26 protein-coding genes and 1 tRNA gene are annotated in these 24,465 nt (G+C 51.5%); 17 read left to right on the forward strand and 10 right to left on the reverse strand.

Annotated features, from left to right (window positions below; genetic code table 11):
• Positions 1 to 6 precede the first annotated feature (6 nt).
• The 3 genes from AWQ22_RS13795 (at position 7) to mutY (ending at position 2,302) form a co-directional block, all read left to right on the forward strand.
• Positions 7 to 996: a methyltransferase domain-containing protein gene (locus AWQ22_RS13795; RefSeq protein WP_065711461.1), complete on the forward strand. Its 990-nt coding sequence runs from the start codon at positions 7 to 9 to the stop codon at positions 994 to 996.
• A gap of 116 nt (positions 997 to 1,112) precedes the next feature.
• Positions 1,113 to 1,185 (forward strand) — tRNA-Glu (locus AWQ22_RS13800).
• A 67-nt stretch (positions 1,186 to 1,252) separates the two neighbouring features.
• Positions 1,253 to 2,302, forward strand: a complete 1,050-nt coding sequence (mutY, locus tag AWQ22_RS13805) for an A/G-specific adenine glycosylase (protein ID WP_084449012.1) — start codon at positions 1,253 to 1,255, stop codon at positions 2,300 to 2,302.
• Here mutY and AWQ22_RS13810 read toward each other — a convergent pair.
• Together AWQ22_RS13810 and AWQ22_RS13815 are read right to left on the reverse strand one after the other, a co-directional pair.
• Positions 2,299 to 2,796, reverse strand: coding sequence for a YchJ family protein (locus AWQ22_RS13810; protein ID WP_065711462.1), 498 nt, complete (start codon positions 2,794 to 2,796; stop codon positions 2,299 to 2,301). The genes mutY and AWQ22_RS13810 overlap by 4 nt on opposite strands.
• Before the next feature lie 56 nt (positions 2,797 to 2,852).
• Entirely contained in the window at positions 2,853 to 3,302 is a 450-nt protein-coding gene (locus AWQ22_RS13815; protein WP_065711463.1) for a hypothetical protein, read from the reverse strand.
• A 110-nt stretch (positions 3,303 to 3,412) separates the two neighbouring features.
• Here AWQ22_RS13815 and selD point away from each other — a divergent pair, with 110 nt between their 5' ends.
• Positions 3,413 to 5,608 (forward strand): selenide, water dikinase SelD, encoded by a 2,196-nt coding sequence (gene selD, locus AWQ22_RS13820; protein ID WP_065711464.1) that lies wholly within the window; start codon positions 3,413 to 3,415, stop codon positions 5,606 to 5,608.
• On the opposite strand, the gene AWQ22_RS13825 is transcribed toward selD, so the two are convergent.
• Positions 5,605 to 7,005, reverse strand: a complete 1,401-nt coding sequence (locus AWQ22_RS13825; protein ID WP_065711465.1) for an ABC transporter substrate-binding protein — start codon at positions 7,003 to 7,005, stop codon at positions 5,605 to 5,607. The two genes, selD and AWQ22_RS13825, sit on opposite strands and share 4 nt — an antisense overlap.
• A 70-nt stretch (positions 7,006 to 7,075) precedes the next feature.
• Positions 7,076 to 7,306, reverse strand: coding sequence for a hypothetical protein (locus AWQ22_RS16800; RefSeq protein WP_157094637.1), 231 nt, complete (start codon positions 7,304 to 7,306; stop codon positions 7,076 to 7,078).
• A 69-nt stretch (positions 7,307 to 7,375) separates the two neighbouring features.
• Between AWQ22_RS16800 and AWQ22_RS13830 the strand changes: the two genes are divergently transcribed.
• From AWQ22_RS13830 to AWQ22_RS13850, 5 genes are all read left to right on the forward strand, one after another.
• Entirely contained in the window at positions 7,376 to 7,690 is a 315-nt protein-coding gene (locus AWQ22_RS13830) for a GIY-YIG nuclease family protein (RefSeq protein ID WP_065711466.1), read from the forward strand.
• Positions 7,691 to 7,909: 219 nt separating this feature from the next.
• Positions 7,910 to 8,272, forward strand: coding sequence for a photosynthetic/respiratory NAD(P)H-quinone oxidoreductase subunit C (gene ndhC, locus AWQ22_RS13835; RefSeq protein ID WP_012308340.1), 363 nt, complete (start codon positions 7,910 to 7,912; stop codon positions 8,270 to 8,272).
• The gene (ndhK, locus tag AWQ22_RS13840) at positions 8,263 to 8,994 is read left to right on the forward strand and encodes a photosynthetic/respiratory NAD(P)H-quinone oxidoreductase subunit K (protein WP_012308341.1); all 732 of its coding nucleotides are present in this window, start codon (positions 8,263 to 8,265) and stop codon (positions 8,992 to 8,994) included. Before ndhC ends, ndhK begins: the two co-directional genes overlap by 10 nt.
• Before the next feature lie 3 nt (positions 8,995 to 8,997).
• Positions 8,998 to 9,522 carry an NAD(P)H-quinone oxidoreductase subunit J gene (locus AWQ22_RS13845; protein ID WP_065711467.1) on the forward strand — a complete coding sequence of 175 codons (525 nt, stop codon included), beginning with the start codon at positions 8,998 to 9,000 and terminating at the stop codon, positions 9,520 to 9,522.
• A 173-nt stretch (positions 9,523 to 9,695) separates the two neighbouring features.
• A complete protein-coding gene (locus AWQ22_RS13850) occupies positions 9,696 to 10,619 on the forward strand; it encodes a hypothetical protein (RefSeq protein ID WP_065711468.1) in 924 nt (307 codons plus the stop codon).
• A 16-nt stretch (positions 10,620 to 10,635) separates the two neighbouring features.
• Here the strand turns inward: AWQ22_RS13850 and AWQ22_RS13855 are convergent, their stop codons facing one another.
• On the reverse strand, positions 10,636 to 11,121 hold the full coding sequence (locus tag AWQ22_RS13855) for a GNAT family N-acetyltransferase (protein ID WP_065711469.1): 486 nt from the start codon (positions 11,119 to 11,121) through the stop codon (positions 10,636 to 10,638).
• 63 nt (positions 11,122 to 11,184) lie between these two features.
• A complete protein-coding gene (locus AWQ22_RS13860) occupies positions 11,185 to 11,802 on the reverse strand; it encodes a response regulator (protein ID WP_157094638.1) in 618 nt (205 codons plus the stop codon).
• Between the two features lie 297 nt (positions 11,803 to 12,099).
• On the opposite strand from AWQ22_RS13860, the gene AWQ22_RS13865 reads away from it, so the two are divergent.
• The gene (locus AWQ22_RS13865) at positions 12,100 to 13,554 is read left to right on the forward strand and encodes an ammonium transporter (protein WP_065711471.1); all 1,455 of its coding nucleotides are present in this window, start codon (positions 12,100 to 12,102) and stop codon (positions 13,552 to 13,554) included.
• A gap of 207 nt (positions 13,555 to 13,761) precedes the next feature.
• Here AWQ22_RS13865 and AWQ22_RS13870 read toward each other — a convergent pair whose 3' ends face one another.
• A complete protein-coding gene (locus tag AWQ22_RS13870) occupies positions 13,762 to 14,805 on the reverse strand; it encodes a fatty acid desaturase (RefSeq protein WP_065711472.1) in 1,044 nt (347 codons plus the stop codon).
• A gap of 53 nt (positions 14,806 to 14,858) precedes the next feature.
• Between AWQ22_RS13870 and AWQ22_RS13875 the strand changes: the two genes are divergently transcribed.
• From AWQ22_RS13875 to AWQ22_RS13905, 7 genes are all read left to right on the forward strand, one after another.
• Positions 14,859 to 15,083 (forward strand): hypothetical protein, encoded by a 225-nt coding sequence (locus AWQ22_RS13875; RefSeq protein WP_045442321.1) that lies wholly within the window; start codon positions 14,859 to 14,861, stop codon positions 15,081 to 15,083.
• A gap of 89 nt (positions 15,084 to 15,172) precedes the next feature.
• Positions 15,173 to 15,490, forward strand: a complete 318-nt coding sequence (locus tag AWQ22_RS13880) for a TMEM165/GDT1 family protein (RefSeq protein WP_012308349.1) — start codon at positions 15,173 to 15,175, stop codon at positions 15,488 to 15,490.
• A gap of 85 nt (positions 15,491 to 15,575) precedes the next feature.
• Positions 15,576 to 15,863 carry a TMEM165/GDT1 family protein gene (locus AWQ22_RS13885; protein WP_030007751.1) on the forward strand — a complete coding sequence of 96 codons (288 nt, stop codon included), beginning with the start codon at positions 15,576 to 15,578 and terminating at the stop codon, positions 15,861 to 15,863.
• A 92-nt stretch (positions 15,864 to 15,955) separates the two neighbouring features.
• Positions 15,956 to 17,167, forward strand: a complete 1,212-nt coding sequence (locus tag AWQ22_RS13890) for a M20 family metallopeptidase (RefSeq protein ID WP_065711473.1) — start codon at positions 15,956 to 15,958, stop codon at positions 17,165 to 17,167.
• Positions 17,168 to 17,171: 4 nt separating this feature from the next.
• A complete protein-coding gene (locus AWQ22_RS13895; protein ID WP_065711474.1) occupies positions 17,172 to 17,822 on the forward strand; it encodes a cupin domain-containing protein in 651 nt (216 codons plus the stop codon).
• Between the two features lie 142 nt (positions 17,823 to 17,964).
• Positions 17,965 to 19,623, forward strand: a complete 1,659-nt coding sequence (locus AWQ22_RS13900; protein WP_065711475.1) for an EAL domain-containing protein — start codon at positions 17,965 to 17,967, stop codon at positions 19,621 to 19,623.
• Between the two features lie 137 nt (positions 19,624 to 19,760).
• Entirely contained in the window at positions 19,761 to 21,005 is a 1,245-nt protein-coding gene (locus tag AWQ22_RS13905; protein ID WP_062436250.1) for a VWA domain-containing protein, read from the forward strand.
• Positions 21,006 to 21,025: 20 nt separating this feature from the next.
• Here AWQ22_RS13905 and AWQ22_RS13910 read toward each other — a convergent pair whose 3' ends face one another.
• The 3 genes from AWQ22_RS13910 to AWQ22_RS17405 form a co-directional block, all read right to left on the reverse strand.
• The gene (locus tag AWQ22_RS13910) at positions 21,026 to 21,241 is read right to left on the reverse strand and encodes an RNA-binding S4 domain-containing protein (protein WP_012308354.1); all 216 of its coding nucleotides are present in this window, start codon (positions 21,239 to 21,241) and stop codon (positions 21,026 to 21,028) included.
• 24 nt (positions 21,242 to 21,265) lie between these two features.
• Entirely contained in the window at positions 21,266 to 22,003 is a 738-nt protein-coding gene (locus tag AWQ22_RS13915) for a dienelactone hydrolase family protein (protein WP_065711476.1), read from the reverse strand.
• Positions 22,004 to 22,148: 145 nt separating this feature from the next.
• A complete protein-coding gene (locus AWQ22_RS17405) occupies positions 22,149 to 24,113 on the reverse strand; it encodes a peptidoglycan DD-metalloendopeptidase family protein (protein ID WP_065711477.1) in 1,965 nt (654 codons plus the stop codon).
• Between the last annotated feature and the right edge of the window lie 352 nt (positions 24,114 to 24,465).

Raw genomic sequence — 24,465 nt, forward strand, 5'->3', positions numbered from 1 at the left:
CAACCCATGAATATCTTGCTCCTTGCCCTGGGGATTAGTGCCACAATTTTGGCGATCGCCCTCATTAGCTATCTGCTGACAGCCCGCCGTTACAAATCTGCCGACACCGTCGCCGACTCCTACGACGAATGGACCGAGGACGGCATCCTTGAATATTACTGGGGCGAACACATTCACCTCGGTCACTACGGCAACCCCCCGAGGGCGAAAAATTTCCTCAAAGCCAAGGCTGATTTTGTCCATGAGATGGTGCGCTGGGGCGGTTTGGATCAATTACCTCCTGGAACCAAAGTGCTGGATGTGGGCTGTGGCATCGGTGGCAGTAGCCGCATCCTCGCGCGAGACTATGGCTTTGACGTAACTGGGATCACCATCAGTCCCAAGCAAGTGGAGCGGGCAACTCAACTCACCCCCCCAGGAATCAGCGCCAAATTTGCCGTTGATGATGCGATGAATTTATCCTTCGCCGATGGCAGTTTCGATGTAGTTTGGTCCGTAGAAGCTGGCCCCCACATGCCCGATAAGGCGATTTTTGCCCAGGAACTGCTCCGGGTACTGAAGCCAGGCGGAAAATTAGTTGTCGCCGACTGGAACCAACGGGACGATCGCCAAATTCCCCTCAACTGGTGGGAAAAACCCGTGATGACCCAACTCCTTGACCAATGGGCGCACCCGAAATTTTCGAGCATCGAAGGCTTTTCGGAACTGCTAGAGGAGACAGGTCTTGTTCAAGATCACGTGATTAACGCTGATTGGAGCCGAGAAACGCTTCCTTCCTGGTTACACACAATTTGGGTCGGCGCAATTCGGCCCTGGGGTTGGCTGCAATACGGTCTACCCGGTTTTATCAAGTCAGTACGGGAAATTCCGACCATTCTGCTGATGCGCCTAGCCTTTGGTACGGGCCTGTGTCGGTTTGGGATGTTCCAGGCGGTGCGGGGCGAGGGCAACCCAGTGGCTGAAAATCGGACAACCCAGCAGGCCATTTCCCGTTAGATGAATCCCGCCAAAAAGTTTGGGCAAAAGGGTTGACATCTCAAAATTCTTCAGTTAGATTGTATAACTGTGAGTCGCAAGCGAAACAAACAAAAGCGCTTCTGCTCAGTCCGCAAGCCCCCATCGTCTAGTGGCCTAGGACACCTCCCTTTCACGGAGGCGACAGGGATTCGAATTCCCTTGGGGGTACTAAACCTAAAGAGAGCTTCAGTTTTGGCTGGGGCTCTTTTTGCATTAAGGGAGAATTTTTTTGACCATGGTAGCCCTGTGGACAGCAGAAATCTTAGCGGAAATGCGGCGATCGCTTTTGGATTGGTACCAACAGGCGGGCCGCACATTACCCTGGCGCAACGAACCGGATATTTATCGGGTCTGGATTTCGGAGATTATGCTCCAGCAAACCCAGGTAAAAACGGTGATTCCCTATTACGAACGGTGGTTAGCACAGTTCCCGACGGTGGAAGCCTTAGCCGCAGCGGATTTACAGGCTGTTTTAAAGCAGTGGGAAGGGTTGGGATATTACGCCCGGGCGCGGAATCTTCACCAGGCCGCGCAACAGGTGGTGACGGATTTTGCTGGGCAGTTTCCCGAAGATTTAGACAAGATACTGCGCCTCAAGGGAATCGGGCGGACGACGGCTGGGGGCATTCTCAGTTCGGCTCGGAATTTACCGCTAGCAATCCTCGATGGCAATGTGAAACGGGTTTTGGCGCGGCTCATCGCCCTAGAAGTTCCGCCCGTTAAAGCGTTGAATGAACTATGGGATGTTTCAGAAAACTTGCTCGATCCAGACAATCCTAGGGATTTTAACCAAGCCTTGATGGATTTGGGGGCGACCCTCTGCACGGTGAAAACCCCAGCTTGTCCCCGTTGTCCTTGGCAAAATCATTGCACTGCCTATCTCAAGCATCAACCGACGGATTTTCCCCGCAAGGCCCCGAAAAAACAAATTTCCACGAAAAAAATAGTAGCGGCGATCGCCTTTAATCTGGAGAATCAAGTTTTTATTCAACAGCGGCCCCAGGACGGACTTTTGGGAGGACTGTGGGAATTTCCGAACCAGGAAGGCAATATTCAGCCCTTACTCACGGATTTATTTCCGGGGGCACAGTACGAACGCAGTTTAAACACGGTTTTCCATGCCTACACCCATTTTAAAATCCAGGTGGAACCGCAAATTTATCGGGTAAATTTATCAGGGGCGGGTTGGGTCTCGCTCCAAAGCCTCAAGGATTATCCTTTCTCAAAAGCCCATCTCAAAATTATTGAACAGTTGCAAGATCCTCAATTAAGCTTGCCGATCTAACGTTTTTTGCCGTGGCATTGTTTGAATTTTTTGCCACTGTTACACCAGCAGGGTTCATTTTTCTTCGGTTGTAGGGGCGGCAGAATGTCCCCTTCGAGGTAAAACCAGCGGCCTTTTTCTTTGATAAATTGCGATCGCTCGTGGAGTTGACCCACTGCCTTAGCTTCCTGGTAAACGGCGACAAATTCCACCATACCCGTTTCGTCCTGGGGGCGTCCCGCTGCCGTTGCAATAACCGTTAAACTCAACCAAGAAATGCTATTCGCCGTTGCTGTAATCAATTGGCGACTATCTGCATTGTGGCGGCTGGGATGTTCCGTTTTCAGCAGGTAATCCACATCCCGAAAACAGTAGGCGGTGTAGCGCGATCGCATCAGGGCTTCGGCGGTGGGGGCAGCCAGTTGACCTTGAAGATAAGGGGCACAACATTGGGCCAAAGGCTTTTGACTGCCGCAGGGACAAAGACGGGACGGGCGATCGCCAGAAATTAACACAGGCAAACAATGGGAAAGAACGGTCTTATTTTACCGAGCTACCGAATTCTAAAAGTTTATTTAAACGGTGTAAGCCAGCCCTGTTGCCTCCCGAAATTCAACGCCAAAGCCGTCAAACCAAAGACCACAAAATTTTCGCCACAGGCCGCCACAAAGGGCCAACCTTTTTGGGCGATCGCCGATCCCGCATCCACCAGAGCCACCCCCCGCACCAGGGCAAACGCCGCAATCACCCCAGCATTCAATTGAGGATTATCATCGGTGCGCACCGCATAGCGGTAAGTCAGGGCAAACAGGGCACCGGATAAGGCGGAAGTACCCAGATTAACCAGCAAGGTGAGAGTGCCAAGGCCGCCCCCAAAATTTAGGGGCAATCCTTCAGAACCTGCGAAACGATGGAGTAATAAAAGTCCGAAGCTCAGCAATCCGGCAGTCACACCACCGGCGATCGCCGTTTTCAAAGAGGCAATGCGTTCGGCAGCAGAAAAACGAGAAGAAGTTGTCATGGGGGTCAATGGCGGTGATTTTTCTTGATTTTAAGCGTTCTGACCTTGGCTTGCGGTAGGGTAGCAAGCAGCAGCTTTTTCATCGTTTCCGGGGCCTGGGATTTAAGAAAATGAGTGATCTTGTTTTTGTTGGGGGGGGTCATAGCCATGCGATCACCCTGAAAATGTGGGGGATGCAGCCGCAGGCAAAGGCGCGGTTAACCTTGATCAGTGATGTCACCTATACGCCCTATTCTGGGATGTTACCGGGCTATGTGGCGGGTTTTTATGGCTACGAAGAAACCCACATCGATCTACGGCGCTTGGCCCACTTCGCCCAGGCAGATTTTTTGAAAGATAAAGTGATTGGCCTCGACCTCGATCACAAGGTTATCCATTGCGAAAATCGTCCCCCTGTCCGCTTTGACTATCTCTCGTTGGATATTGGCAGTACCCCGGCAACAGAAACGATCCCTGGGGTAAAAGCCTATGCGATCGCCGCGAAACCTGTCCCCCAATTTCTCGACGTTTGGCAACGAATTCTCGACACGGCAAACCAAGCGCCCGACCAACCCCAACGGATCATCATTGTCGGTGGCGGGGCCGGGGGCACAGAACTCGCCTTCAATATCCACCATGCCCTCAGCCAACGTTTAGCTTCGCCCGAATTATTAGAGTTGCACCTCGTCCACCGGGGCCAGCAACTTATGGGCACCAACCAAAATCCTGGGGTCAGTCGCCAAGCGCAAAAGCTGCTGCAACGGCGGAATGTCCAAGTCCATCTCCAGGAAACGGTCGTTGAAGTGATGCCTACGGGGGTACGGTGTCAGTCTGGATTGGTGCTGACAGGCAAAGTGATTTGGGTGACCCAGGCAGCAGCCCCCTCTTGGATCAAAGAAAGTGGCCTCCAAACTGATAACCGCGGTTTTGTGTTGGTGGATCAAACCCTGCGATCGCCTTCCCATCCTTTTGTGTTTGCCGCTGGTGATATTGCCACCATGCGCGACGAACCGCGACCCAAAGCGGGGGTTTTTGCGGTGCGCCAAGGGAAACCGTTACTACGGAATTTACAGCGGGTTATCCTGGGCGAAACATTAGAAGCCTACCATTCCCAAAAACGTTATCTTGCGCTCATTGGCACGGGGGACAAACAGGCCTTTGCAACCTGGGGAAAATTGAGTTGGCGATCGCCTCTGTTGTGGCGCTGGAAAGATCACATTGATCGCAAATTTATGGCGCAATTTGCCGACTTGCCTCAGATGTCCCGGACAAGCGAATTTCCAGCCCAAGAACAACCTAAAATGTATTGTGCTGGTTGCGGTGCTAAGGTCGGCAAAGATATCTTAGCGAGCAGCTTAAAGGGCTTAAACTTACCCACCCATGCTGATGTGATCGTCGGTCTAGATCAGCCCGATGATGCGGCGATTATTCAAATTCCGAGGGATCAACTCCTCGTCCAAACCATTGATTATTTTCCGAGCTTAATCAATGATCCCTTTCTACTCGGCCAAATTGTCACCCATCATTGCCTGAGCGATCTTTACAGTATGGGTGCAACTCCCCACAGTGTTCTTGTACTCGCTACATTGCCCCATGGCAAAGCGAGGGTACAACAGGGAATGTTGCAACAATTGCTTGCAGGGGTTGTCGAAATTTTAAATCGGGACAACATTGCTTTAATTGGCGGCCATACTAACGAAGCGGATCAACTGGGGCTGGGCTTGACCTGCAATGGTTTGTTGCAAAAAGACGCAATTTGGCGCAAAACTGAGCTAAAGCGAGGTCAAGTATTAATTTTGACGAAATCGCTTGGGACAGGCACTCTTTTCGCCGCAGAAATGCAAAGAAAAACAAAAGGACATTGGATCGATGGGGCGATCGCCGCCATGGTGCAATCCAATAAAACAGCGGCGGAGATTTTACGAAACCATGGGGCCACGGCCTGTACCGATGTAACCGGGTTTGGACTAGCAGGCCATCTTCTGGAAATGTTGCAACCCAGCGGTTTAGGGGCTGAAATCTACCTTGATCAATTGCCTATTTTGGAGGGGGCCAGGGAGACTCTGCAACGGGGTTTAACCAGTTCCCTCGCACCCCAAAACCACACCGCCGAACAGTTTATTCAAGTCACCCCAGCCCAACGGCAACGACCAGACTATGAACTACTTTTTGACCCCCAAACCTCCGGCGGACTCTTGGCGGCGATCGCCCCAGAAAATGCCCAAGCTTGTCTCCAAGCCTTACAAAGCAACGGCTATGCCCAAAGCGCGATCATTGGTCGGATTGTTAAGTCCCCAGCAAGCCAAGCCCAGATCAGTATTTCCTAAGGCACTGGCACAAAATCATAGCCAAAGCCCGACCGTTCCCCTGGTTGGACGGTGACCATTTCTAGGGCCTGGTTGCGATCGCCGGACGGCAAAAATTGAATCGTTTGGGCCGCCCCCGCTGCGGAAAAATTTGGATTAGCGAGAATTTGTTGCAAACCTTGACGATCGGGTGTGGGGCTTTGTTGAATCCCGGTCATGAGGGCGATCGCCGCATCGTAACTTAGGGCCGTGCGCCAGTTCACATCACCCCCCCACAGAGCGCGGGACACCTGGGGAAAGGTGCCATTGGTATGGTTCAAAATGTGCCAAGGAATCGCCACCACCATATCCACGGCATCGCGCCCACCAATTTGTAGGGTTTCTGGTTTGTAGAGGCTATCGCCAGCGACAATGGGAAGCTGATTTTCATTCACCTGGATGATCTGGAGCGCTTGGTTGAGGGTCGGGGTATCGGTGACGAGGGCGATCGCCGTTGCCCCTTTATTTTTCGCGTCCGTGAGAGCTTGGGCACCATTAAATCCCCCAGGGCTCACATCCACCTCGGCCACCACGGTACCACCACGGGTAAAGAGTTCTGTGGTGAGGCTGTCCTTGAGGGAATTACTATAGCCACTGGCACTGTTAAAAAACACCACCACTTGCTGCTGATTCAGACGCTCTAAAAGATAGTTGGCCAGGGCTGTCCCTGTGAAGCGATCGCTCGGTACTGTCCGAAAAATATAATCCCCTGCTGTAGAGAGGGACACCGCCGTACTCGTGGGGGAAATCATCACCAGGTTCTCGGCCTCATAGATTTGGGCCGCCGCCAAACTGGTATCACTACTAAAATGACCCACCACCCCTAAAATGTCCGCTTGATCCGCGAGGGCTTGGGCCACCTCAGCGGCGATCGCCGGATCGCCATCATCATCAGCAAGTACCACCAAAAATCCGCGACCCCCATCAAGGGCTTCCTTTTGGGCCTGGGCCACACCCCGCAAAATTTCCTTCGCGCCGCTTGTATCGGTATCCACTGGTAAAGAGACCACTACGGCGATCGCCTGGGGATTGGCAGTTTGCTGGCGGATTTTAGCGTTATTCAGATAAATCAAAGTTTCAGGATCGTTGGGGCTCGCCTGGAGAGAAGCTTGAAAGAGCCGAATTGCTTCCGGGAAATCTCCTGTTCCATAGGCCGCAATTCCTTGTTCTTTGTCCGGTTGGCGATCGCCTTGGAGCAGTAACCTTTCCCCTCGACTAAGGCGATTTGCGGTTTCCCCCTGGCCAATTACATCTCCCAGGGAAGCCGGCAACTGGAGAGATTGATTTTGTTGGAGAAACCACCAGCCACCAGCGCCCAATAACCCCAAGGTGATCACCAAGGCTCCCAATAATGCCGCCGTATCATTCTTTTTCGCCATGGCTTTTTTCTCCTCTACTACCGAATGCCTCTACTGTGATTGTGCCGAAAAATTCCCTCAAAACGTTGCTTCATAGCCGAAGAAACCATAAATCTTTTTGAATGACGTCTTTTTGCCTCTTATCCAGTTGATCTGGAATCGTTTGATCTGTCGGCAAAAATTCCAATGCACCGGAGGAAGAACCATTACGCAAACCAGAGGAGACTTTAAAGGCGATCGCGGAGCTTGACCAAGAGAGTGCAGAAAATTTGGCTAGTATTAGGTCGATGTTGGGTTTGTCGCTGGTTTCGGCTTCGCTCAACCAGCTTTTAAGACAGATGAGGGCTGAGCGGAGTCGAAGCCCGATCTTTTGACAACAAGGAGTTCAACTATGCCCCACATGTATATTTTGGAATGTGCCGACGGATCGTTTTATACGGGTAGTACGAAGGATTTAGAGCGGCGTTTATGGCAGCATCAAAATGGGCAGGGGGCTAATCATACGAAGAAACGTTTGCCTGTTAAATTGGTTTATGCGGAATATTATGATCATGTAGCCAATGCTTTTTATCGGGAGAAGCAGGTGCAGGGTTGGAGTCGGGCGAAAAAGTTAGCTTTGATGAATAGCGACTGGGATCGTCTTCATGTTTTGGCGGAATGTCAAAACGAGTCGCATTACCAAAAACGAAGAATTAACGAGGGCTGACAAATTAATGAGGGTTGAGCATTGTCGAAGCCCGGTCGCTGGTTTTGGCTCCGCTTAGCCAGTAAAGGCGATCGCCTCCGGTGCAAGAGCGTTCCAATCCTCAACTCTCACTTATGTCACTGATTAGGAGCATCTACCTATGATCCCGCCGGGATAGGTTTTATACTGGATAGGACATAAAAATTCCAAGTCAAAAAACTGCGAGGTATTACAACACCAGTGTTTGTCCTCTCCGGCTATGAATATTTCCTAGGCTTTCTCATCGTCAGTAGCCTAGTCCCGATCCTTGCCCTCACCGCATCGAAACTGCTGCGTCCTAAAGGGGGCGGGCCTGAACGCAAAACCACCTACGAATCAGGGATGGAACCCATCGGCGGCGCGTGGATTCAGTTCAACATCCGCTACTATATGTTCGCCTTGGTGTTCGTTGTCTTCGACGTGGAAACCGTTTTCCTTTACCCATGGGCGGTGGCCTTTAACCAACTCGGCCTCCTTGCCTTTGTTGAAGCCCTCATTTTTATCGCAATCCTCGTGATTGCCCTTGTGTACGCCTGGAGAAAAGGAGCCCTTGAATGGTCATGAATCCGACATCCTTTGAACAACAGCAAACCGAAAAACTGCTCAACCCCATGGGGCGATCGCAGGTCACCCAAGATCTCTCGGAGAATGTCATCCTCACCACCGTTGATGACCTCTACAACTGGGCGCGCCTCTCTAGTCTGTGGCCGCTCTTGTACGGGACAGCCTGCTGTTTTATCGAATTTGCCGCCCTCCTTGGCTCCCGCTTTGACTTCGACCGCTTTGGCCTCGTGCCCCGTTCTAGTCCTCGTCAGGCAGATCTAATTTTGGTCGCTGGTACCGTCACCATGAAAATGGCTCCGGCCTTGGTGCGTCTCTACGAAGAAATGCCCGAACCGAAATATGTGATCGCCATGGGTGCTTGCACGATCACCGGCGGGATGTTCAGTAGCGACTCCACCACCGCTGTCCGGGGCGTTGATAAGCTGATTCCGGTGGATCTATATATTCCCGGTTGTCCCCCCAGACCAGAAGCCATCATTGATGCCATTATCAAATTGCGCAAAAAAGTTTCTAACGAAACCATTCAAGAGCGGTCTTTAAAAACAGAACAGACCCACCGCTACTACAGCACCGCCCACAGCATGAAAGTGGTAGAGCCAATTCTCACCGGGAAATATTTGGGTATGGATACCTGGAACAACCCGCCGAAAGAACTCACCGAAGCGATGGGAATGCCTGTTCCCCCTGCACTGCTGACCGCGAAACAAAGAGAGGAGGCCTAAGCGATGGCAGAAGAAAATCAAAACCCCACCCCCGAAGAAGCCGCCATTGTTGAGGCGGGTGCTGTCTCCCAATTGTTGACAGAAAACGGTTTTAGCCACGAATCCTTAGAGCGAGATCACTCTGGTATCGAGATTATTAAAGTCGATGCTGATCTCCTAATTCCCCTCTGCACTGCCCTCTATGCTTTTGGGTTTAATTATCTCCAATGTCAAGGGGCCTATGATTTGGGGCCAGGCAAAGAATTGGTGAGTTTCTACCATTTGCTGAAGGTCGGAGACAACGTGACCGACCCAGAAGAAGTCCGCGTTAAGGTATTTCTACCGAGAGAAAATCCAGTGGTACCTTCGGTGTATTGGATTTGGAAAGGGGCCGACTGGCAAGAGCGGGAAAGCTATGACATGTACGGCATTGTCTATGAAGGACACCCCAACCTTAAGCGGATTTTGATGCCGGAAGATTGGATCGGCTGGCCGCTGCGGAAAGACTATATTTCCCCTGATTTTTACGAACTCCAGGACGCTTATTAAGGTCTACTGAACAGCATTGACGGCTTGGAATTTATGGTGGCACCTCCTAGATGGGGGTGTTTTTTTATTTTGTAGCTTGGGGGAGACTACAACATTTTCTGAACTTTTGGGTCAGTGGCCCAACGGCGTTGCCTACCATTTGAAAGAAAACTCCTGAGAATTTAGAGATAGCAATGGGTATCAAAAAGGCGATCGCCACTTTTTTTATTAGCACAGCACTTTTTCCCCTAGGCTTCAGCAGTGGTGCCCAGGCCGAGGTCGCAACTCTAGAATTTGATTACGAAACCCCCGATCACTCTGGAAGTATTACCAGCCAGGGAGTAACGGCGAATCTCAGCTATGCCGAACAAACCAATCCAGAGGGCTGGAGCAACTATGTTCCGACCTTGACTATTCAGGTGGATGAGCGAGAAGTGTTACGGCGGACAGAAGACAGTTCCTTTATGATGTACAGCCTGGTGCAAATCGCGGAGATGGATCCGAAGAATGACTTCCCAGAGGTGATTTTTTCCCAATATTCCGGTGGTGCCCATTGCTGTGCCATGGTGCAAATTTTCACCCAAAATCCCGACAACAATACCTGGGAAGTGGTCGATTTAGGAGCCTTTGATGGGGGGCCAATTCCCGTCGAAGATCCCGATGGCAATGGTATTTATGAATATGTCACCAGTGATAATCGGTTTCTCTATCGCTACAGCAGCTATGCTGGCAGTTTTCCGCCCGTGCAAGTTTGGCAGCTAGACGGTTTAACTTTACAGGATGTCTCCCAAGAAGAACGGTTTTACCCCCTCCACCGGGAACGACTCCAAGCGATGTGGGCCGCGATTCAAAATGCAGAAACAGAAGGCTATGAAGTGAATGGGATGCTGGCGGGCTATGTGGCGACAAAGGCCATCCTCGGTGAAACCCAAGCGGGCTGGAATTTAATGCTCAATCGCTACGACAGAACTAGTGATTGGGGCCTCGAAGAATGCCGGGGCAATTTTGACGATCAGGGCAATTGTGAGGGGGGCTTGTTGACCTATGATTCTTTCCCCGCAGCCCTCAAAGACTTCCTAGAAGAAGCAAATTATTTAACAGCAGGAGAAATCAAGTAATTTTTCTGGGAAAAACTCACGGTAAATATTTAATGTAAGCGAGGTCACAGCGGGCGGTTTCGACATCGGTGATCGGTTGATAGCCTTGGCTTTCATAGAGTTGAACCGCTTCCTTGAGAACAGTGACAGTTTCGATCCAGATTTCTGCAAAGCCCCGGTTGGCGATCGCCTTTTCGAGTTCCTCCAGGAGATATTTTCCTAAACCCTGGCCCCGCACTTCAGGCAGAAGGTACATCTTGCGGATTTCGACGGCCTTGTTGCCTTTAGGAATGGGGTAGTAGGCGGCAGTGCCGACAATGGTTCCGGCCTGCTCGATAACCCAAAATTCACCACCCTGTTGCCAATAATACTTGTCGATATTAAATAATTCCTCGTCGGCTCCTTCCGGTTCCCAGGGTAAACCGTACTCTTTTAAAACCTGTTCAATGACCTTGGCCGCATCGGCGCGATCGCCTGGTTGCCAATCCCGTACCCAAAATTTATCTCGCCAAACTTGATCCATGGTGCAAAGCCTTAACCTGAGGCGAAGCTATTATGCCATGGTTTTTATTGATCGCTCTGGAGCTTAATAATCGCGGCCTCGATATTTACGGGTTTTCGGGGCAGGGGCTTCCGGTGGTGGTGAGGCAACAGTCGGCGTGGGCGGTTTTAGTTCAGGTGTATTTGAAGACACGGCAGGGGGAGCAACGGGAAATTCTTGACCCGCTTCTAGCTCCCGTTTCAGTTCCATGATGCAGGTGACGAGGGTATTGTTGACGATGTTGATATTTCCCAGCACCTTGGCGACGGTTTTGAGGCCACTGACGGCTTCGATCGCAATGCTATTGAGATCAAATTGAGGTAAAAGATCTGCTGCTCCATTGGCGATCGCCGTTTCTCGATCAGCCGGGGCCACCTTACGGGTTTGGGCCGCAATTAAAATCACCGGAATCGGTTGCTCAAAGCTTTGCATCCACTGGCAAAATTTTGCCGTATCAAAGCTGGGTAGTTGTTGCTCTAATAAAATCAAGTTGGGTAAAGATTGTTGGGCCGCCGACAAATCCAGGAGCTCTCCCTGCAGATCAACGCTAAAGGGCAAGATCACAGACTGTAGCCCTTGGGAATGGAGGATTTTTTCCCAGATGTTCCCCTGCAACTCCGCTTGATGGAGAATCACGATTTTATCGGCAATGTTCATCAGCATTGGTTTTTATGAATATCCATAGGGGTGTGCGGAGGGGCGATCGCCACAGGGTAGAAACCCAAGTGATGCAACGGATATGACTCAACGGCCGCTGAGGGCTTGGTGGGTAACAACATCCCCTGGGGAGATACAGCTCATTTAAAAATTATCCTTGAGTCCAAGGTTCATCTTAAGGAGTATAAATTTTTTTCTTAGTGACGAAAGCTACATTTTGCGCGGCTTTAATGACGTAATACAAGATTATTACGGCAATACACTCATGGACCATAATTATGGGTTCTTCATTTTTATTTTGCTATGACTTTTTCATTTGATTCGTGGTTTCGGGGGCCTTCCCCTCGGCTTGGCTACCCATTTCGCCGCCAGGGCCGCTTATTGCTTTTGGCCTGTGTGTTACCGCTCCTTTGGCAGGGGGTGGCGATCGCCCAAGGGAGCCTTGGTGAAATTCCCCCAGCCGTTCAGGTCACCCTAGATACCCTCTGGGTTGTTTTCGCAGCAATGCTCGTGTTCTTTATGAATGCGGGGTTTGCGATGTTAGAAAGCGGCTTTTGTCGGGCGAAAAATACCGTCAATATTTTGGCGAAAAACCTAATTGTCTTTGCCCTTTCGAGCCTTGCTTTTTGGGCGATCGGTTTTGCCCTGATGTTTGGCGATGGCAATGCCGTTTTAGGCTGGAATGGCTTTTTTCTTACTGGAGCAGATAATAGTCCCCTCACGGGTTCGGCCTACAGTGGGATTTTTTCGTCCCTAAGCTGGGCGGGGATTCCCCTTTACACCAAGTTTTTCTTCCAATTGGCCTTTGCGGGAACGGCGGCCACCATTGTTTCTGGGGCCGTGGCGGAACGGATTAAGTTTGCTTCTTTCGTGATTTTTAGCCTGTTCTTAGTGGGATTTTCCTATGGTATTACCGGCCACTGGGTTTGGGGGGGCGGTTGGTTAGCGACCCTCGGTTTCTATGATTTTGCCGGATCAACGGTGGTGCATTCGGTGGGCGGTTGGGCTGCTTTGATGGGGGTGATCCTCTTGGGGCCGCGCCTCGAAAAATTTGCTGGCGATCGCATCAATGCCATTCCGGGTCACAACATGAGTACCGCCACTTTAGGGGGATTAATCCTCTGGTTGGGTTGGTTTGGGTTTAACCCAGGTTCGACGATGGCCGCTGATCCCGATGCCATTAGCCATATCATCGTTACGACCAATATGGCTGCTGCCGCTGGGGCGATCGCCGCGACCATTACCTCCTGGATTCAATTTGGGAAACCAGACCTCTCGATGATCATTAACGGTGTCCTGGCTGGGTTGGTGGGAATTACTGCCGCCTGTGCCTATGTAAATGTTCCTTCGGCCATTGTGATCGGGGCGATCGCCGGGGTGATCGTGGTTTTTTCGGTGCTGACCTTCGAGGGTTTACGCTTTGATGACCCCGTTGGTGCTCTCTCGGTGCATCTCGTCTGTGGTATTTGGGGCACCCTGGCCGTGGGCTTATTTAGTGTGGGGGGCGATGTTTACCCCTGGTATGCCGCCGATGCTGGCCCCAGCGCCGGATTATTATTCGGGGGTGGTGTTGCCCAACTGCTCAGTCAATTTATTGGTGTTGTCGTGGTGGGTATGTTTACCGCTGGCTTTAGCTTTGCCATCTGGTTAGTCCTAGAACTGAGTATGGGCCTCCGGGTGAGCAAAGAAGAGGAACTAGAAGGCCTCGATATTGGTGAACATGGTATGGAAGCGTACCACCGCTTCTTCCGGGAATAATCTCAGCACCTCCTTTCCTTTTAGGGACTCACCCGCCCCCTTCGGCACCTCCCTCCAGAGAGAATGTTAGGAGGCTCTTTAGCATCACCAACAAAATCTCCTTTAGAGGGGATTTTTTTTACATAAAAAACACCCTAGGTTTTAGGGTGTCGAAACAAAAGCTCAGTCGGCAATATTTTCGTTTTTTAAAAAATTGTTTTACTGAAATTAGCGTTTTTGATGTTGCGCAAAGGAAATGTAATTGTGCTCAGCGTCGTAGAGGTGACATTGCTCGGTAATCGCTTTCATCAACTCCCAAGAAAATTTGGTTTCGTAGAGATATTCACCCCAATTTTGCTTGATGCTGGCGTAGGCTTTGCGGAGATTGTAGGAGGGAATCCCGGTGGAAAGGTGGTGGGGCACATGGACATTGATGTCGTGGCAAAGGACTTCAACCCACTTGGGATAGTCGCAATGGACGGTTCCAGACAGTTGGGCGATCGCCTCATTCCATTTGTCCCGGTAGCTAAAGGGAATTTCCGGTACGGTGTGGTGGACAAGGGTAAAGGTGCTCATCCAGAAATGATAGCCAAGCCAGGGTATCAGCCAGAATTTCACAACGCCCCAAACGCCGAGGGTGTAGAACATCACCGGAAAGGCGATCGCCCCAGCAATAATCACAAATAGGGCCGAAAAGCGCACCTGTTCCCGTTGTTTTCCTTCAAAGGCGAACCAATTGAAGTGGAGTTTCAGTTGGTGAATCACCGAAGCGAGCCACCAGAGTTTGCCCCGGATCGCCCGGTAAACGGCTTTAATAAATGCCGGAGAGTCATCGTATAGCTCAGGGGTAAAGGGAGCCCAGGCATTGTCCTCATCCATATTGTTGGTGTAGCGATGGTGATGATTATGGAGAATGCGCCAGCTATGAAAAGGATAAATAAGGGGCAAAAAGGCCAGGTGACCGACTAAGTTATTGACCCAATTTTTACGGGAAAAGGAGCGGTGGCCGCAATCATGGCCAATCACAAAAAAACCCGTTAGGGCAGTTCCAGTTAAAAACCAAACGGGTAAAAGTAAATACCAAGGGGCGATCGCCAAGAGGGCATAACAACCCACCACCGCCGCCACACTTAACAGCACCCTAGACCAAGCTTTTAGCGGATTTATTTCGTAGACGGAACGGGGCAATGTATCGAGGATATCCCGGAGCCGTAGATTTGGATGCTTTTCTAAAAGAGTTGTGGCACTAGGGCGCACAGTAACTGATGTCATTGATATTGTTTGCGAAATGTAACATGGTTTCTAAAGGTTATACCACGATCACTATGCAAGCGTTTTTTTTCGATTACCGGGTCTGGCTCTTGGCGAGTCTCCATTGTTTGATGGGGGTGATGGCGGCATTGGTCTCTTGGCGCAAGGGTTACAGCTTCCGGCGTTGGTTGGGTTGGGGCCTTTTGGGAGGGACACCAACGCTCATTTTTGCCCTGGGGCGATCGCCTCATAATTCCCCCACCGATCCTGAGAAAAGTCCGCCGAACCATCCCCTTTAGCCTCCCTAGACTTTCACTTTTGTTTCATATTCACGAAACATACCTGATAAACTAAGCCATGGTTTTAAGCGAGATTTTCCCCAAGTAATATGACGGCCAGTCACCCCCCCAAACAGGAAAGACCCTGGAGTATTTGGACTGTTTTCGGCTCCACTTTTTTGACGATTTTCATTGCAGAAATGGGGGACAAAACCCAGTTAGCCACCCTCTTGATTTCGGCCCAAGCAGCTTCTCCCTGGGTGGTCTTTCTGGGGGCCGCCCTTGCCCTGGTCAGTACGAGCTTACTGGGGGTAATCATTGGCTATTGGCTCGCCCGGAAGTTGGCCCCCGATATTTTGGATATGTTTGTTGGCGTGCTGCTGCTCGTGATTGCGGGTCTTCTGATTGTGGATATGCTGGCAGCCTAATGCCTTTCCCCAGGCAACCGTTCCTGGTTTTTGATTAACGTGATTCACCGATACCGATAAAACAGTTTTCTCACCCATGGTAGATATCGATTGGCAATTACTAAGTCTCACTTTTATTACCGTCTTCTTGGCGGAGATTGGTGACAAGAGTCAACTGGCGGCGATCGCCTTAGGGGGCAGTTCCAAATCACCCATTGCCGTATTTTTTGGCTCCGTGACGGCCCTAATTACCACCAGTCTTTTGGGTGTCATTGCCGGGGGAGCTTTCGCTGCGTTTATCCCTGCCCAGATTCTCAAGGGTCTAGCGGCCATCGGTTTTGCGACCCTCGCCGTACGGTTGTTGTGGCATCCGACCCCAGCAGACGAAGATTAGGCCTCTATTTCCCCAGTCCGCAGATCGACGGGAGAAAAAAGAATCTTCTACACTAGAAGGGCAGATTTTTACGCCCTTGCGTTGGGTTTCCCATGGTTGCCACCGTTAGCTTAGATGCCGTTCTCCATAAACACCGGATTCGTCCCACGATCCAAGCGCTCCAATCAGAAATTGTCCAGTGGCGTCGCCAGATCCACCAGAAACCGGAACTGGCATTTCGAGAAAATCTGACAGCAGAATTTATTGCCCATAAGCTCACGGCATGGGGCATCCCCCACCAAACTGGCATCGCCGAAACCGGCATTGTCGCCCTCATCGAAGGTCACCAAAAGGGTAAAGTGCTGGGGATTCGTGCCGATATGGATGCCCTACCGATCCAAGAGGAAAATGAGGTGGATTACCGCTCCCAACATCCGGGGGTGATGCACGCTTGCGGTCACGATGGCCATGTGGCGATCGCCTTGGGGACGGCCAAATATCTCCAGGAAAACCGCGACAGTTTCCGGGGATCTGTGAAAATTATTTTCCAACCTGCTGAAGAAAGTCCCGGTGGCGCGAAACCAATGATCCAGGCGGGAGTGCTCCACAATCCCGATGTAGATGCGATTATTGGCCTGCACCTATGGAACAATCTTCCCTTGGGCACGGTGGGGGTACGGCCGGGGGCGTTGATGGCGGCGGTCGAAAGCTTTGACCTGCGGGTACAGGGGAAAGGAGGCCATGGTGCTCTCCCTCACCAGACTGTCGATGCGATTGTGGTAGGGGCGCAAATTGTCGGTGCTTTGCAAACCCTTGTGTCCCGTATTGTTAATCCCCTCGATGCAGCAGTAGTCACGGTGGGCGAATTTAAAGCGGGCCACGCGATGAATGTGATCGCCGACTATGCCGATCTCAAGGGCACCATCCGCTACTTCAACCCCCAACTGGAAAAAACCATTGGCGATCGCCTCGAAACCATCGTCAACGGCATTTGCCAGAGCTACGGAGCCAGCTACAAATTAGACCATGTGCATCTTTACCCGCCGACGATCAACGATCCCGCCATGGCCGAGTTGGTGCGTTCCGTCGCCGAGGCAACCATCGAAACACCCCTAGGCGTGATGCCCGAATGCCAAACCATGGGCAGCGAAGATATGTCCTTTTTCCTGCGGGAAGTGCCCGGCTGTTACTTCTTCCTTGGTTCGGCCAATCCCTACTTTGATCTCGCCTACCCCCACCACCATCCCCGCTTTAACTTCGATGAAACAGCCCTGGGAATGGGGGTAGAAATGTTTGTCCGTTGTGTCGAAAAATTTTTAGCCTAACCCCATGCAACTCCACGCCGATTTACAAGAACGCGTCGTCCTCGATACCAACGCTTTACCCTGGCAAGCCTCACCCATGGCCGGGGTCGAACGGCGAATGTTAGACCGGGATGGGGCCGAAGTTGCCCGTGCCACCTCCCTGGTACGCTATACCCCCAATAGTTATTTTTCGGAACATACCCACGGCGGCGGCGAAGAATTTTTTGTCCTCGAAGGCACCTTTGCCGATGAACATGGGGAATATCCCTCCGGCACCTATGTGCGTAATCCCGTGGGTTCCAGTCACCGTCCCCACAGTAAAACGGGCTGTACGATTTTTGTGAAGCTCTGGCAAATGGATCCGGCGGATCAAACTTTTGTGCGGGTGAATACCAAAGCTCAATCCTGGGTACCCGGCTTAGTGAAAGGTTTATCGGTGCTGCCGTTGCATAACTTCCAGGGGGAAAATGTTGCCTTGGTGCGGTGGGAACCGGGCACTTATTTTCAAACCCATCGCCATTGGGGGGGTGAGGAAATTTTTGTCCTGGAAGGGACTTTTGAGGATGAACAGGGCAGCTACCCCGCCGGCAGTTGGTTGCGCAATCCCCCTGATAGTATTCATACTCCCTTTAGTCGAGCAGGCTGCATTATTTATGTGAAAACGGGCCATTTGTAAGGCATCCATCAAATACCAGGGGATTTTTGCGTTTCTGTGGGATCTTGCTTTGAAAATCTGTGCTAAAACCCAACATAGGTGCAGACACTATCATTGAGTAGCGTTAACCCGTAAAACCATAGGTAAATTTCCCCGGAGCCATATGACTTTTTTTTGGCAGAATGATGACCTGGCTACGGGTCAAGGGATCAGCTTTGAGCAGCCGATTTTCCTGGATAGTCAGACGTCCCTCACCGAGGCGATCGCCCTCATGACGGGTCAGGAAAAAGATTCTCCCCAAAGTTGCTTAATCATTACGGAGGGGGAACAAATGGTAGGAATTTTAACGGAGCGGGACTTGGTGCGGCTGTCCCTCTCACCGAAAGCACTCCACCAAACCTTGGTGCGGGAAATTATGACCAGCCCGGTGGTGACCATTGAGCAGAAAAATTTAATCGACGTTTTTTCGGCCTATAACTTAATGCGGCGGCATCAGATCCGCCATTTGCCCGTCGTGGATGAACAGCAGCGTGTGATTGGGGTTACAACCCTCAGTCTGTTGCGGCAGGCGTTACATTTGGGCTATTTTCTCCGGTTTCGGGAAGTGCGGGAGGTGATGTCTAGTCAAGTGATTTCCGCCCCACCAGAAACCTCTGTCCTCGAAGTTGCGCAATTGATGGCGAGGCGACGGATTAGCTGCATAGTGGTGGCCATCGAAGCTGGATATTTCATCAAGCCTATTGGTATTGTCACAGAAAGAGATATCGTCAAATTGCAAGGCTCTGGTGCTGATTTAGAGGCATTGGGTGTTGGGGAAGTGATGAGTGCGCCCCTCATCCAGTTACATCCTGGGGATTCCTTGGCGATCGCCCAAGAAAAACTCCAACGGCATCGGGTGCGGCGGATCGTTGTTACCGGAAAAGACGGGGAATTACGGGGTATTTTGACAGAAAGTAATCTCTCGCAAATTCTCGATCCCCTAGAACTGTTCGGGATGTTAGAAATTTTGCAGCATCGAGTCAAACAGCTGAGTGAAGACCGCGATCGCCTCTTACCCCACAAAAATCTTCACCTCCAGCAGGCCCTAAAAAACGGTGAATTTTTGCTCTATTACCAACCCCAGCTCGACACCGATAGCGATCACATCATTGGGGCAGAAGTGTTAGTGCGTTGGCAATCACCGGAACAGGGTTTGGTTTCACCGGGGGAGTTTATCCCCCTCGCCGAAATGACAGGCTTTATTGTGCCCCTGGGGGAATGGATCCTCAAAGCAGCCTGTACCCAAGCCGTCCAATGGCAACAACGGGGCCTGACTCCCTTGCAAATTTCGGTCAATCTTTCGAGTAAGCAACTACAAAGCCCCCAACTGGTGCCCTGCCTCAAGGCAATTTTGGCGGAAACAGGGCTTGAGGCCCGCTGGCTCAAACTAGAACTGACCGAAAGTGCCCTAGTGGAGAATGTTGATTTTACGATGGCCCAATTTCGGCTGATTAAGGAACTAGGCGTGGCGATCGCCATTGATGATTTTGGGACGGGTTATGCCTCCCTGGGGTACCTGCAACATTTTCCCTTTGATACCCTCAAAATTGATCGCTGCTTCGTGGAAAATATTCACCAAAACCCTAAAAATGCCGCCATCACCAAAGCCTTGATCAACATGGCCCAGCGGCTTAACTTTTCGGTCGTCGCTGAAGGGGTAGAAACGGCTGAAGAAATGGAATTTTTGCGCCAACATCACTGTTACACATTCCAGGGTTTTTTCATTAGTCGCCCCCTGCCGACGGCGGCCTTCGAAACATTTTTAGCAAATTATCCAGCCTAAAACTCCGAATCATTACGAAACCCAGTCGTCGTTGCCCGTTCCCCGAGGGAAACAGTTATGCTGAAATTGCGAAAATATTTGCCTCTGTCTGCGGGGTTTGCCCCCAATAATTCACGCCTTATCAAGAAATAGCCATGATGCAAGTCGGACTGCAAGCGCTCCTTAGTGATGCCCATTTGGATGCCACCCAGGCCCAAAGTCAACGGCAACTCTCCCTCTCCATTGGGGCGATCGCCAGTGATTTTCAAGACGCCACCCTGCCGCTCAATCTTTGTTTAGTGCTCGATCACAGTGGTTCAATGGCTGGGCAACCCCTCCGCACCGTTAAAGAAGCCGCAATACAACTGGTTGACCAACTGCGGGAAGGCGATCGCCTCTCGGTGATTGCCTTTGATCACAAAGCAAAGGTGATTGTCCCCAACCAAGACGTCACGGACAAAGCCCACATCAAAGCCCAGATCGATCGCCTTGAGGCCGCCGGGGGCACCTGTATCGACGATGGCATCAAGCTTGGGTTACAGGAGCTGGCCAATAGCCCCGGTAAACGCGCCGCCCAGGTGTTTATGCTCACCGATGGTGAAAATGAACATGGCGACAATGGCCGCTGTTTGGAAATTGCCGCCGTCGCTGCCGAACATGGTGTCACCCTCAATAGTCTCGGTTTTGGCGAAAATTGGAACCAGGATGTCCTCGAAAAAATTGCTGATGCGGCCAATGGCAGCTTGGCTTATATTGAAACCCCCAATCAGGCCCTCACCGAATTTGAACGACTGCTCCAGCGGGCCCAATCGGTTGGTTTAACTAATGCTCAACTGCTTTTACAACTTTCTCCCGGTAGTCGCTTGGCAGACCTCAAACCCCTCGCCCAGGTGGCCCCAGAAACCATCGAGTTACCCGTGGTCAAAGAAGGCGATTTTTACGGTGTCCGCCTTGGGGATCTCTTAACCGAAGCGCCCCGGATCATTTTGGCCAATCTCTACATCGACCAACTGCCCCCCGGCCACCAAGCCATCGCCCAGGCCCAAGTCCGCTACGATGACCCGGCCACGGGCCAAACTCGGCTCATCTCAGAAGCGATTCCGATCACCGTAGACGTCCAAGAAAACTATCAACCAGCCCCGAATCCGGTGGTGCAACAATCGATTCTCGCCCTTGCTAAATACCGACAAACCCAACTGGCCGAAGACAAGCTCAAGGCAGGCGATCGCCAAGGGGCCGCGACTCTCCTCCAAACGGCAGCAAAAACGGCGATTCAACTGGGTGATACCAATGCGGCCACTGTCCTCCAGCAAAATGCGACCCAACTCCAAGGGGGCCAAGACCTCTCCGAAGGCGATCGCAAACGCACCCGCATCGCCGCAAAAACAATGATTCAACCTTAATCTTTAGGAAACCACCCTACTCACTCGTCAAATTCAACTTGGAGCGTTGTCCCTTCAAAGCTGACCAAATCCCCGTGGCGTAATTTCCGTTTGCGGCGGGTTTCTGTTTCTCCATTGACCTCCACGAAGCCCCCCTGGATGACCATTTTGGCCTGGCCCCCCGTCGCCACAAGGTTCATAATTTTCAGAAATTGATCAAGCTGAATTGTAGGGTCGTCGGTCGGCATCTGGGTCATTGGGGTTAGACAAAAATAAAAAATTTAGAGGGTTTCAGCAAAGAGGGTCTGTACCTCTTGCCATGCTGCTTGGGCGGCCTGTTCATTGTAACTGGCACGGCGATCGCAAAAGAAGCCATGGCCAGCCCCTTCATAGCGAACAATCTTGTGCTCGACTTGGTGTGTTTTTAAAGCCGTCTCGATCTGATCTACTTGAGCCGCCGGAATCGACGCATCGGCCATCCCAAAGAAACCGTAGAGTTTGCCTTGGATTTCAGAGGTGTAATCAAGAGTTGTCTGGGTTGCTTCCCCAGGACACCAGGTGGTAATCCCAGCACCATAAAAAGACGCTGTTGCCTTAATCTCCGGCAAACTGGCCCCCAAATAGACCACATGACCACCAAAGCAAAAACCAATGCTACCAACCCCCGTGGGCTTCACCTGGGGCAGATCATAAAGATAATCAATGGTTGCCTGGAGATCACTAAGCAGTTCTGTGGCCTTAGTTTGTTCTTTATATTGCCGTCCGACTTTCACGTCTTCTGGGGTGTACCCTGTTTCAAATCCTGGGGCCAACCGTTGATAAATCGCCGGGGCGATCGCCACATAACCCAAGCGGGCAATGCGGTCAGTGACATCACGAATGTGGCCATTAACCCCAAAAATTTCCTGCACCACAATCACAGCGGGCAAGGGTTCCGCACTAACTGGATAGCTCAAGTAAGCCGCAATCTGCAGATCACCATTGGGAATTTGAACCGTTTCTGTTTGGAGTGGGGACATCACAAAAACACTGGATAAATAACTTCGTCGTTCCCATTTTAAAAGGTGCTTCCTGCGAGATTGCTTTGCCCATAGTCACAAAAAAAGAGGGAAAGACTCCCTCTCTTAAATCAATGTATTGAACTTAAAAGTTAAATATTTTGCCCTAACGCTTCGGCAAGAAGGCCATCGGGTTAACTGCTCCCTGACCCTTCGGATGAATCTCAAAATGGAGGTGTGGGCCAGTGCTAAAACCAGTGCTACCCATGGCTGCAATTTGTTGGCCTTGCTTGACCTGTTGGCCTTTGCGTACCATGATCCGGCTATTGTGGGCATATAGCGTGACACTGCCATCACCGTGGCGGATCTTGACGAGGTTGCCATAACCACCAGAGTTCCAGCCAGCCGTAATCACTTCACCACTGGCCGCCGCAAAAATGGGGGTGCCTGTGGGGGCAGCGATATCAATCCCCCGGTGCATCCGACCCCAACGGGGGCCATAACCAGAGGTAAAGGTTCCTTTCGCCGGCCAAATATAACCATTGAAGATTTCAGCGCCCGGTAAATATTCATCGGGAGAGGCCAGGGGAGGCAGATCTGGGCTCACGGTTTCACCAACAGAGAGACGCAGAAGCGCGTTGTAGTTGGCGACGTTGCCAGGAGAAGCCGCTGCAATTTCCTGGGGCGCTTCGGGCACTTCCACGGTGCGGGGGGCCGTAGCAGAAGGCTCAGGTTGTTGTCCTTGCCATTCTGGGTTAACTACCGGGGCCGGGGCCGCAGCGCGCTCATTGCTAGTGAATTCGACATTGGGAGCCGGAACCTTGAGGGCAATGGGCGTTGATTGCTGTTGATATTCCCGACGTAGCCGCGCGATGTCAGTTTTAAGCTTTTCTACGGCGGCTTCCGTGGTGATTCGGTCGCTGTCCGGTGCGGTTACAGAACCAGTTTCTGCCTGTAATTTGGGCTGCGGTAGAGAAACGGCATTCGCTAGGGTTGCACTATTACGATTCACGCCTTGGGTTACCTCCATTTGGGGAACAAGGGCCACAAATTCTTTTTGGGGCTGGGGTTGCTGGGCGCGAGCCGGAATCGCTAGCTTTTGGTTGACGTAGATTACGTTGGGATTGAGCAGCTTATTGGCGGCAATCAATTCACGCCCTGAGATGCCATAACGACGGGCGATCGCATATAAAGTTTCCCCGGGACGAACCACATGGGTTTTGGGCACGGCATTGGTGTTTGCTGCAACCAAGACTTCCGCTGGGGCTGCTGGAGTAGCGGCCTTTTCTTGGGGACGCACCAGAGGCGTCGAGGCATTGCTCTGGGCTGGCGGAACAGTCAGGGTGACAGAGCGGGCCTGTTCTGCTTTTTCTTCTTTTTTCGCTTCCAATACCAATTCAGGGGTAGGAGATTGGAGCTGGGGGGGTTCCGGTAAACGCTGGGGGCTAGAAACCGCATTATTAGCGATTAAGGTTTCCGGTGTGGGTTCCGCTTTGGCCGTGGGCGCACTGAAGTCCTGGGGTTTCGGTACAGGAATTGTGACAATGCCCTTGGGGGCAGCGGTGGGTGCCTGGGGAGTCAAAGCAGTGGAGCTAACCAAGGTTTCGGGTTGAGGCGCCTCTGTTTTGGCCTCAAAAATCACCTTTTCCACAGGCTGGCTTTTTAGGGCTTGAATACTTTCGACGAGTTTGTCCTGTTCGGCGCGTAATGTAGCGGTAGGTGCGTCGGCCTCAAGGCGGGCAGAATCGGCATCCATGAGGGCTTGGGAAGGAAGCTCAAGGGCGGCAACTTCGACGCTGGGCTTGGGGAGCGTGGGTTGCTCGCTGGGGGCGATCGCCGGAGAGTCAATCTCATAACGGGCGATCGGTTGTTGGGAAGGGGCCGGAATTTTTAGTGCTTGCCCAACCACTAGAGTACTTTCGACAGTGAGATCGTTTAAGGTGGCGATCGCCTCAGGGGCCACGCCATACCGTTGAGCAATGGACCAAAACGTATCAGCTTCAGCAACAATGTGCTTGATGGCGGGTAGTTCAGGCTCAACCCTACTGACAGAATTTGAACTTACAGCAGCGACGAGTTGGGGGGATTCGACCTCCGGAGCCGTTGCTAAAGTAACTGGAGCAGGAATCATAAATGTTTCTCCTTGGGAAAAAAGACGGTCTGTTCGTGAATTGGGCAAAGCCGTTACTTCCGTGGTCAACACCGGAATCGGTGAAATTTTTCGTAGCCCTCAATGGGAAGACAAAAAATGTGAGAAGTGAGGCACGTTTTCCAGAAAACCAACAAGACTCCAAGGGGAGCAGGCTGGTGGGAAAACAGACGCTTGGTTCGACTTTACCGACGTTGCCAAAGCTGCAGTACCTTCAGGGGATACAATGCGGTGCTTTTGGGATACGTCCTTCAAAAACAACCTCCTACTTGTGTCGAGCAGTGGTTTCATTCTGCTTCAACTGAAACAATTGAAGTAACAATTCTACCGACTT

The organism is Picosynechococcus sp. PCC 7117 (assembly GCF_001693275.1).
In the GTDB taxonomy this organism is placed as follows: Bacteria; Cyanobacteriota; Cyanobacteriia; order Cyanobacteriales; family MRBY01; genus MRBY01.

Excerpts from the sequence above, each read along its gene's own strand:
- AWQ22_RS13845 (WP_065711467.1), top strand. The coding sequence starts at position 8,998 with ATGGCAGAAGAAAATCAAAACCCCACCCCCGAAGAAGCCGCCATTGTT.
- AWQ22_RS13880 (WP_012308349.1), top strand. The coding sequence starts at position 15,173 with ATGACGGCCAGTCACCCCCCCAAACAGGAAAGACCCTGGAGTATTTGG.
- AWQ22_RS13875 (WP_045442321.1), top strand. The coding sequence starts at position 14,859 with ATGCAAGCGTTTTTTTTCGATTACCGGGTCTGGCTCTTGGCGAGTCTC.
- AWQ22_RS13915 (WP_065711476.1), bottom strand. The coding sequence starts at position 22,003 with ATGTCCCCACTCCAAACAGAAACGGTTCAAATTCCCAATGGTGATCTG.
- AWQ22_RS13855 (WP_065711469.1), bottom strand. The coding sequence starts at position 11,121 with ATGGATCAAGTTTGGCGAGATAAATTTTGGGTACGGGATTGGCAACCA.
- AWQ22_RS13905 (WP_062436250.1), top strand. The coding sequence starts at position 19,761 with ATGCAAGTCGGACTGCAAGCGCTCCTTAGTGATGCCCATTTGGATGCC.
- AWQ22_RS17405 (WP_065711477.1), bottom strand. The coding sequence starts at position 24,113 with ATGATTCCTGCTCCAGTTACTTTAGCAACGGCTCCGGAGGTCGAATCC.
- AWQ22_RS13895 (WP_065711474.1), top strand. The coding sequence starts at position 17,172 with ATGCAACTCCACGCCGATTTACAAGAACGCGTCGTCCTCGATACCAAC.
- ndhK (WP_012308341.1), top strand. The coding sequence starts at position 8,263 with ATGGTCATGAATCCGACATCCTTTGAACAACAGCAAACCGAAAAACTG.
- AWQ22_RS13825 (WP_065711465.1), bottom strand. The coding sequence starts at position 7,005 with ATGGCGAAAAAGAATGATACGGCGGCATTATTGGGAGCCTTGGTGATC.
- AWQ22_RS13865 (WP_065711471.1), top strand. The coding sequence starts at position 12,100 with ATGACTTTTTCATTTGATTCGTGGTTTCGGGGGCCTTCCCCTCGGCTT.
- AWQ22_RS13870 (WP_065711472.1), bottom strand. The coding sequence starts at position 14,805 with ATGACATCAGTTACTGTGCGCCCTAGTGCCACAACTCTTTTAGAAAAG.
- AWQ22_RS13860 (WP_157094638.1), bottom strand. The coding sequence starts at position 11,802 with ATGCTGATGAACATTGCCGATAAAATCGTGATTCTCCATCAAGCGGAG.
- AWQ22_RS13815 (WP_065711463.1), bottom strand. The coding sequence starts at position 3,302 with ATGACAACTTCTTCTCGTTTTTCTGCTGCCGAACGCATTGCCTCTTTG.
- AWQ22_RS13910 (WP_012308354.1), bottom strand. The coding sequence starts at position 21,241 with ATGACCCAGATGCCGACCGACGACCCTACAATTCAGCTTGATCAATTT.
- selD (WP_065711464.1), top strand. The coding sequence starts at position 3,413 with ATGAGTGATCTTGTTTTTGTTGGGGGGGGTCATAGCCATGCGATCACC.
- mutY (WP_084449012.1), top strand. The coding sequence starts at position 1,253 with ATGGTAGCCCTGTGGACAGCAGAAATCTTAGCGGAAATGCGGCGATCG.
- AWQ22_RS13850 (WP_065711468.1), top strand. The coding sequence starts at position 9,696 with ATGGGTATCAAAAAGGCGATCGCCACTTTTTTTATTAGCACAGCACTT.
- AWQ22_RS13795 (WP_065711461.1), top strand. The coding sequence starts at position 7 with ATGAATATCTTGCTCCTTGCCCTGGGGATTAGTGCCACAATTTTGGCG.
- AWQ22_RS13830 (WP_065711466.1), top strand. The coding sequence starts at position 7,376 with ATGCCCCACATGTATATTTTGGAATGTGCCGACGGATCGTTTTATACG.
- AWQ22_RS13900 (WP_065711475.1), top strand. The coding sequence starts at position 17,965 with ATGACTTTTTTTTGGCAGAATGATGACCTGGCTACGGGTCAAGGGATC.
- AWQ22_RS13890 (WP_065711473.1), top strand. The coding sequence starts at position 15,956 with ATGGTTGCCACCGTTAGCTTAGATGCCGTTCTCCATAAACACCGGATT.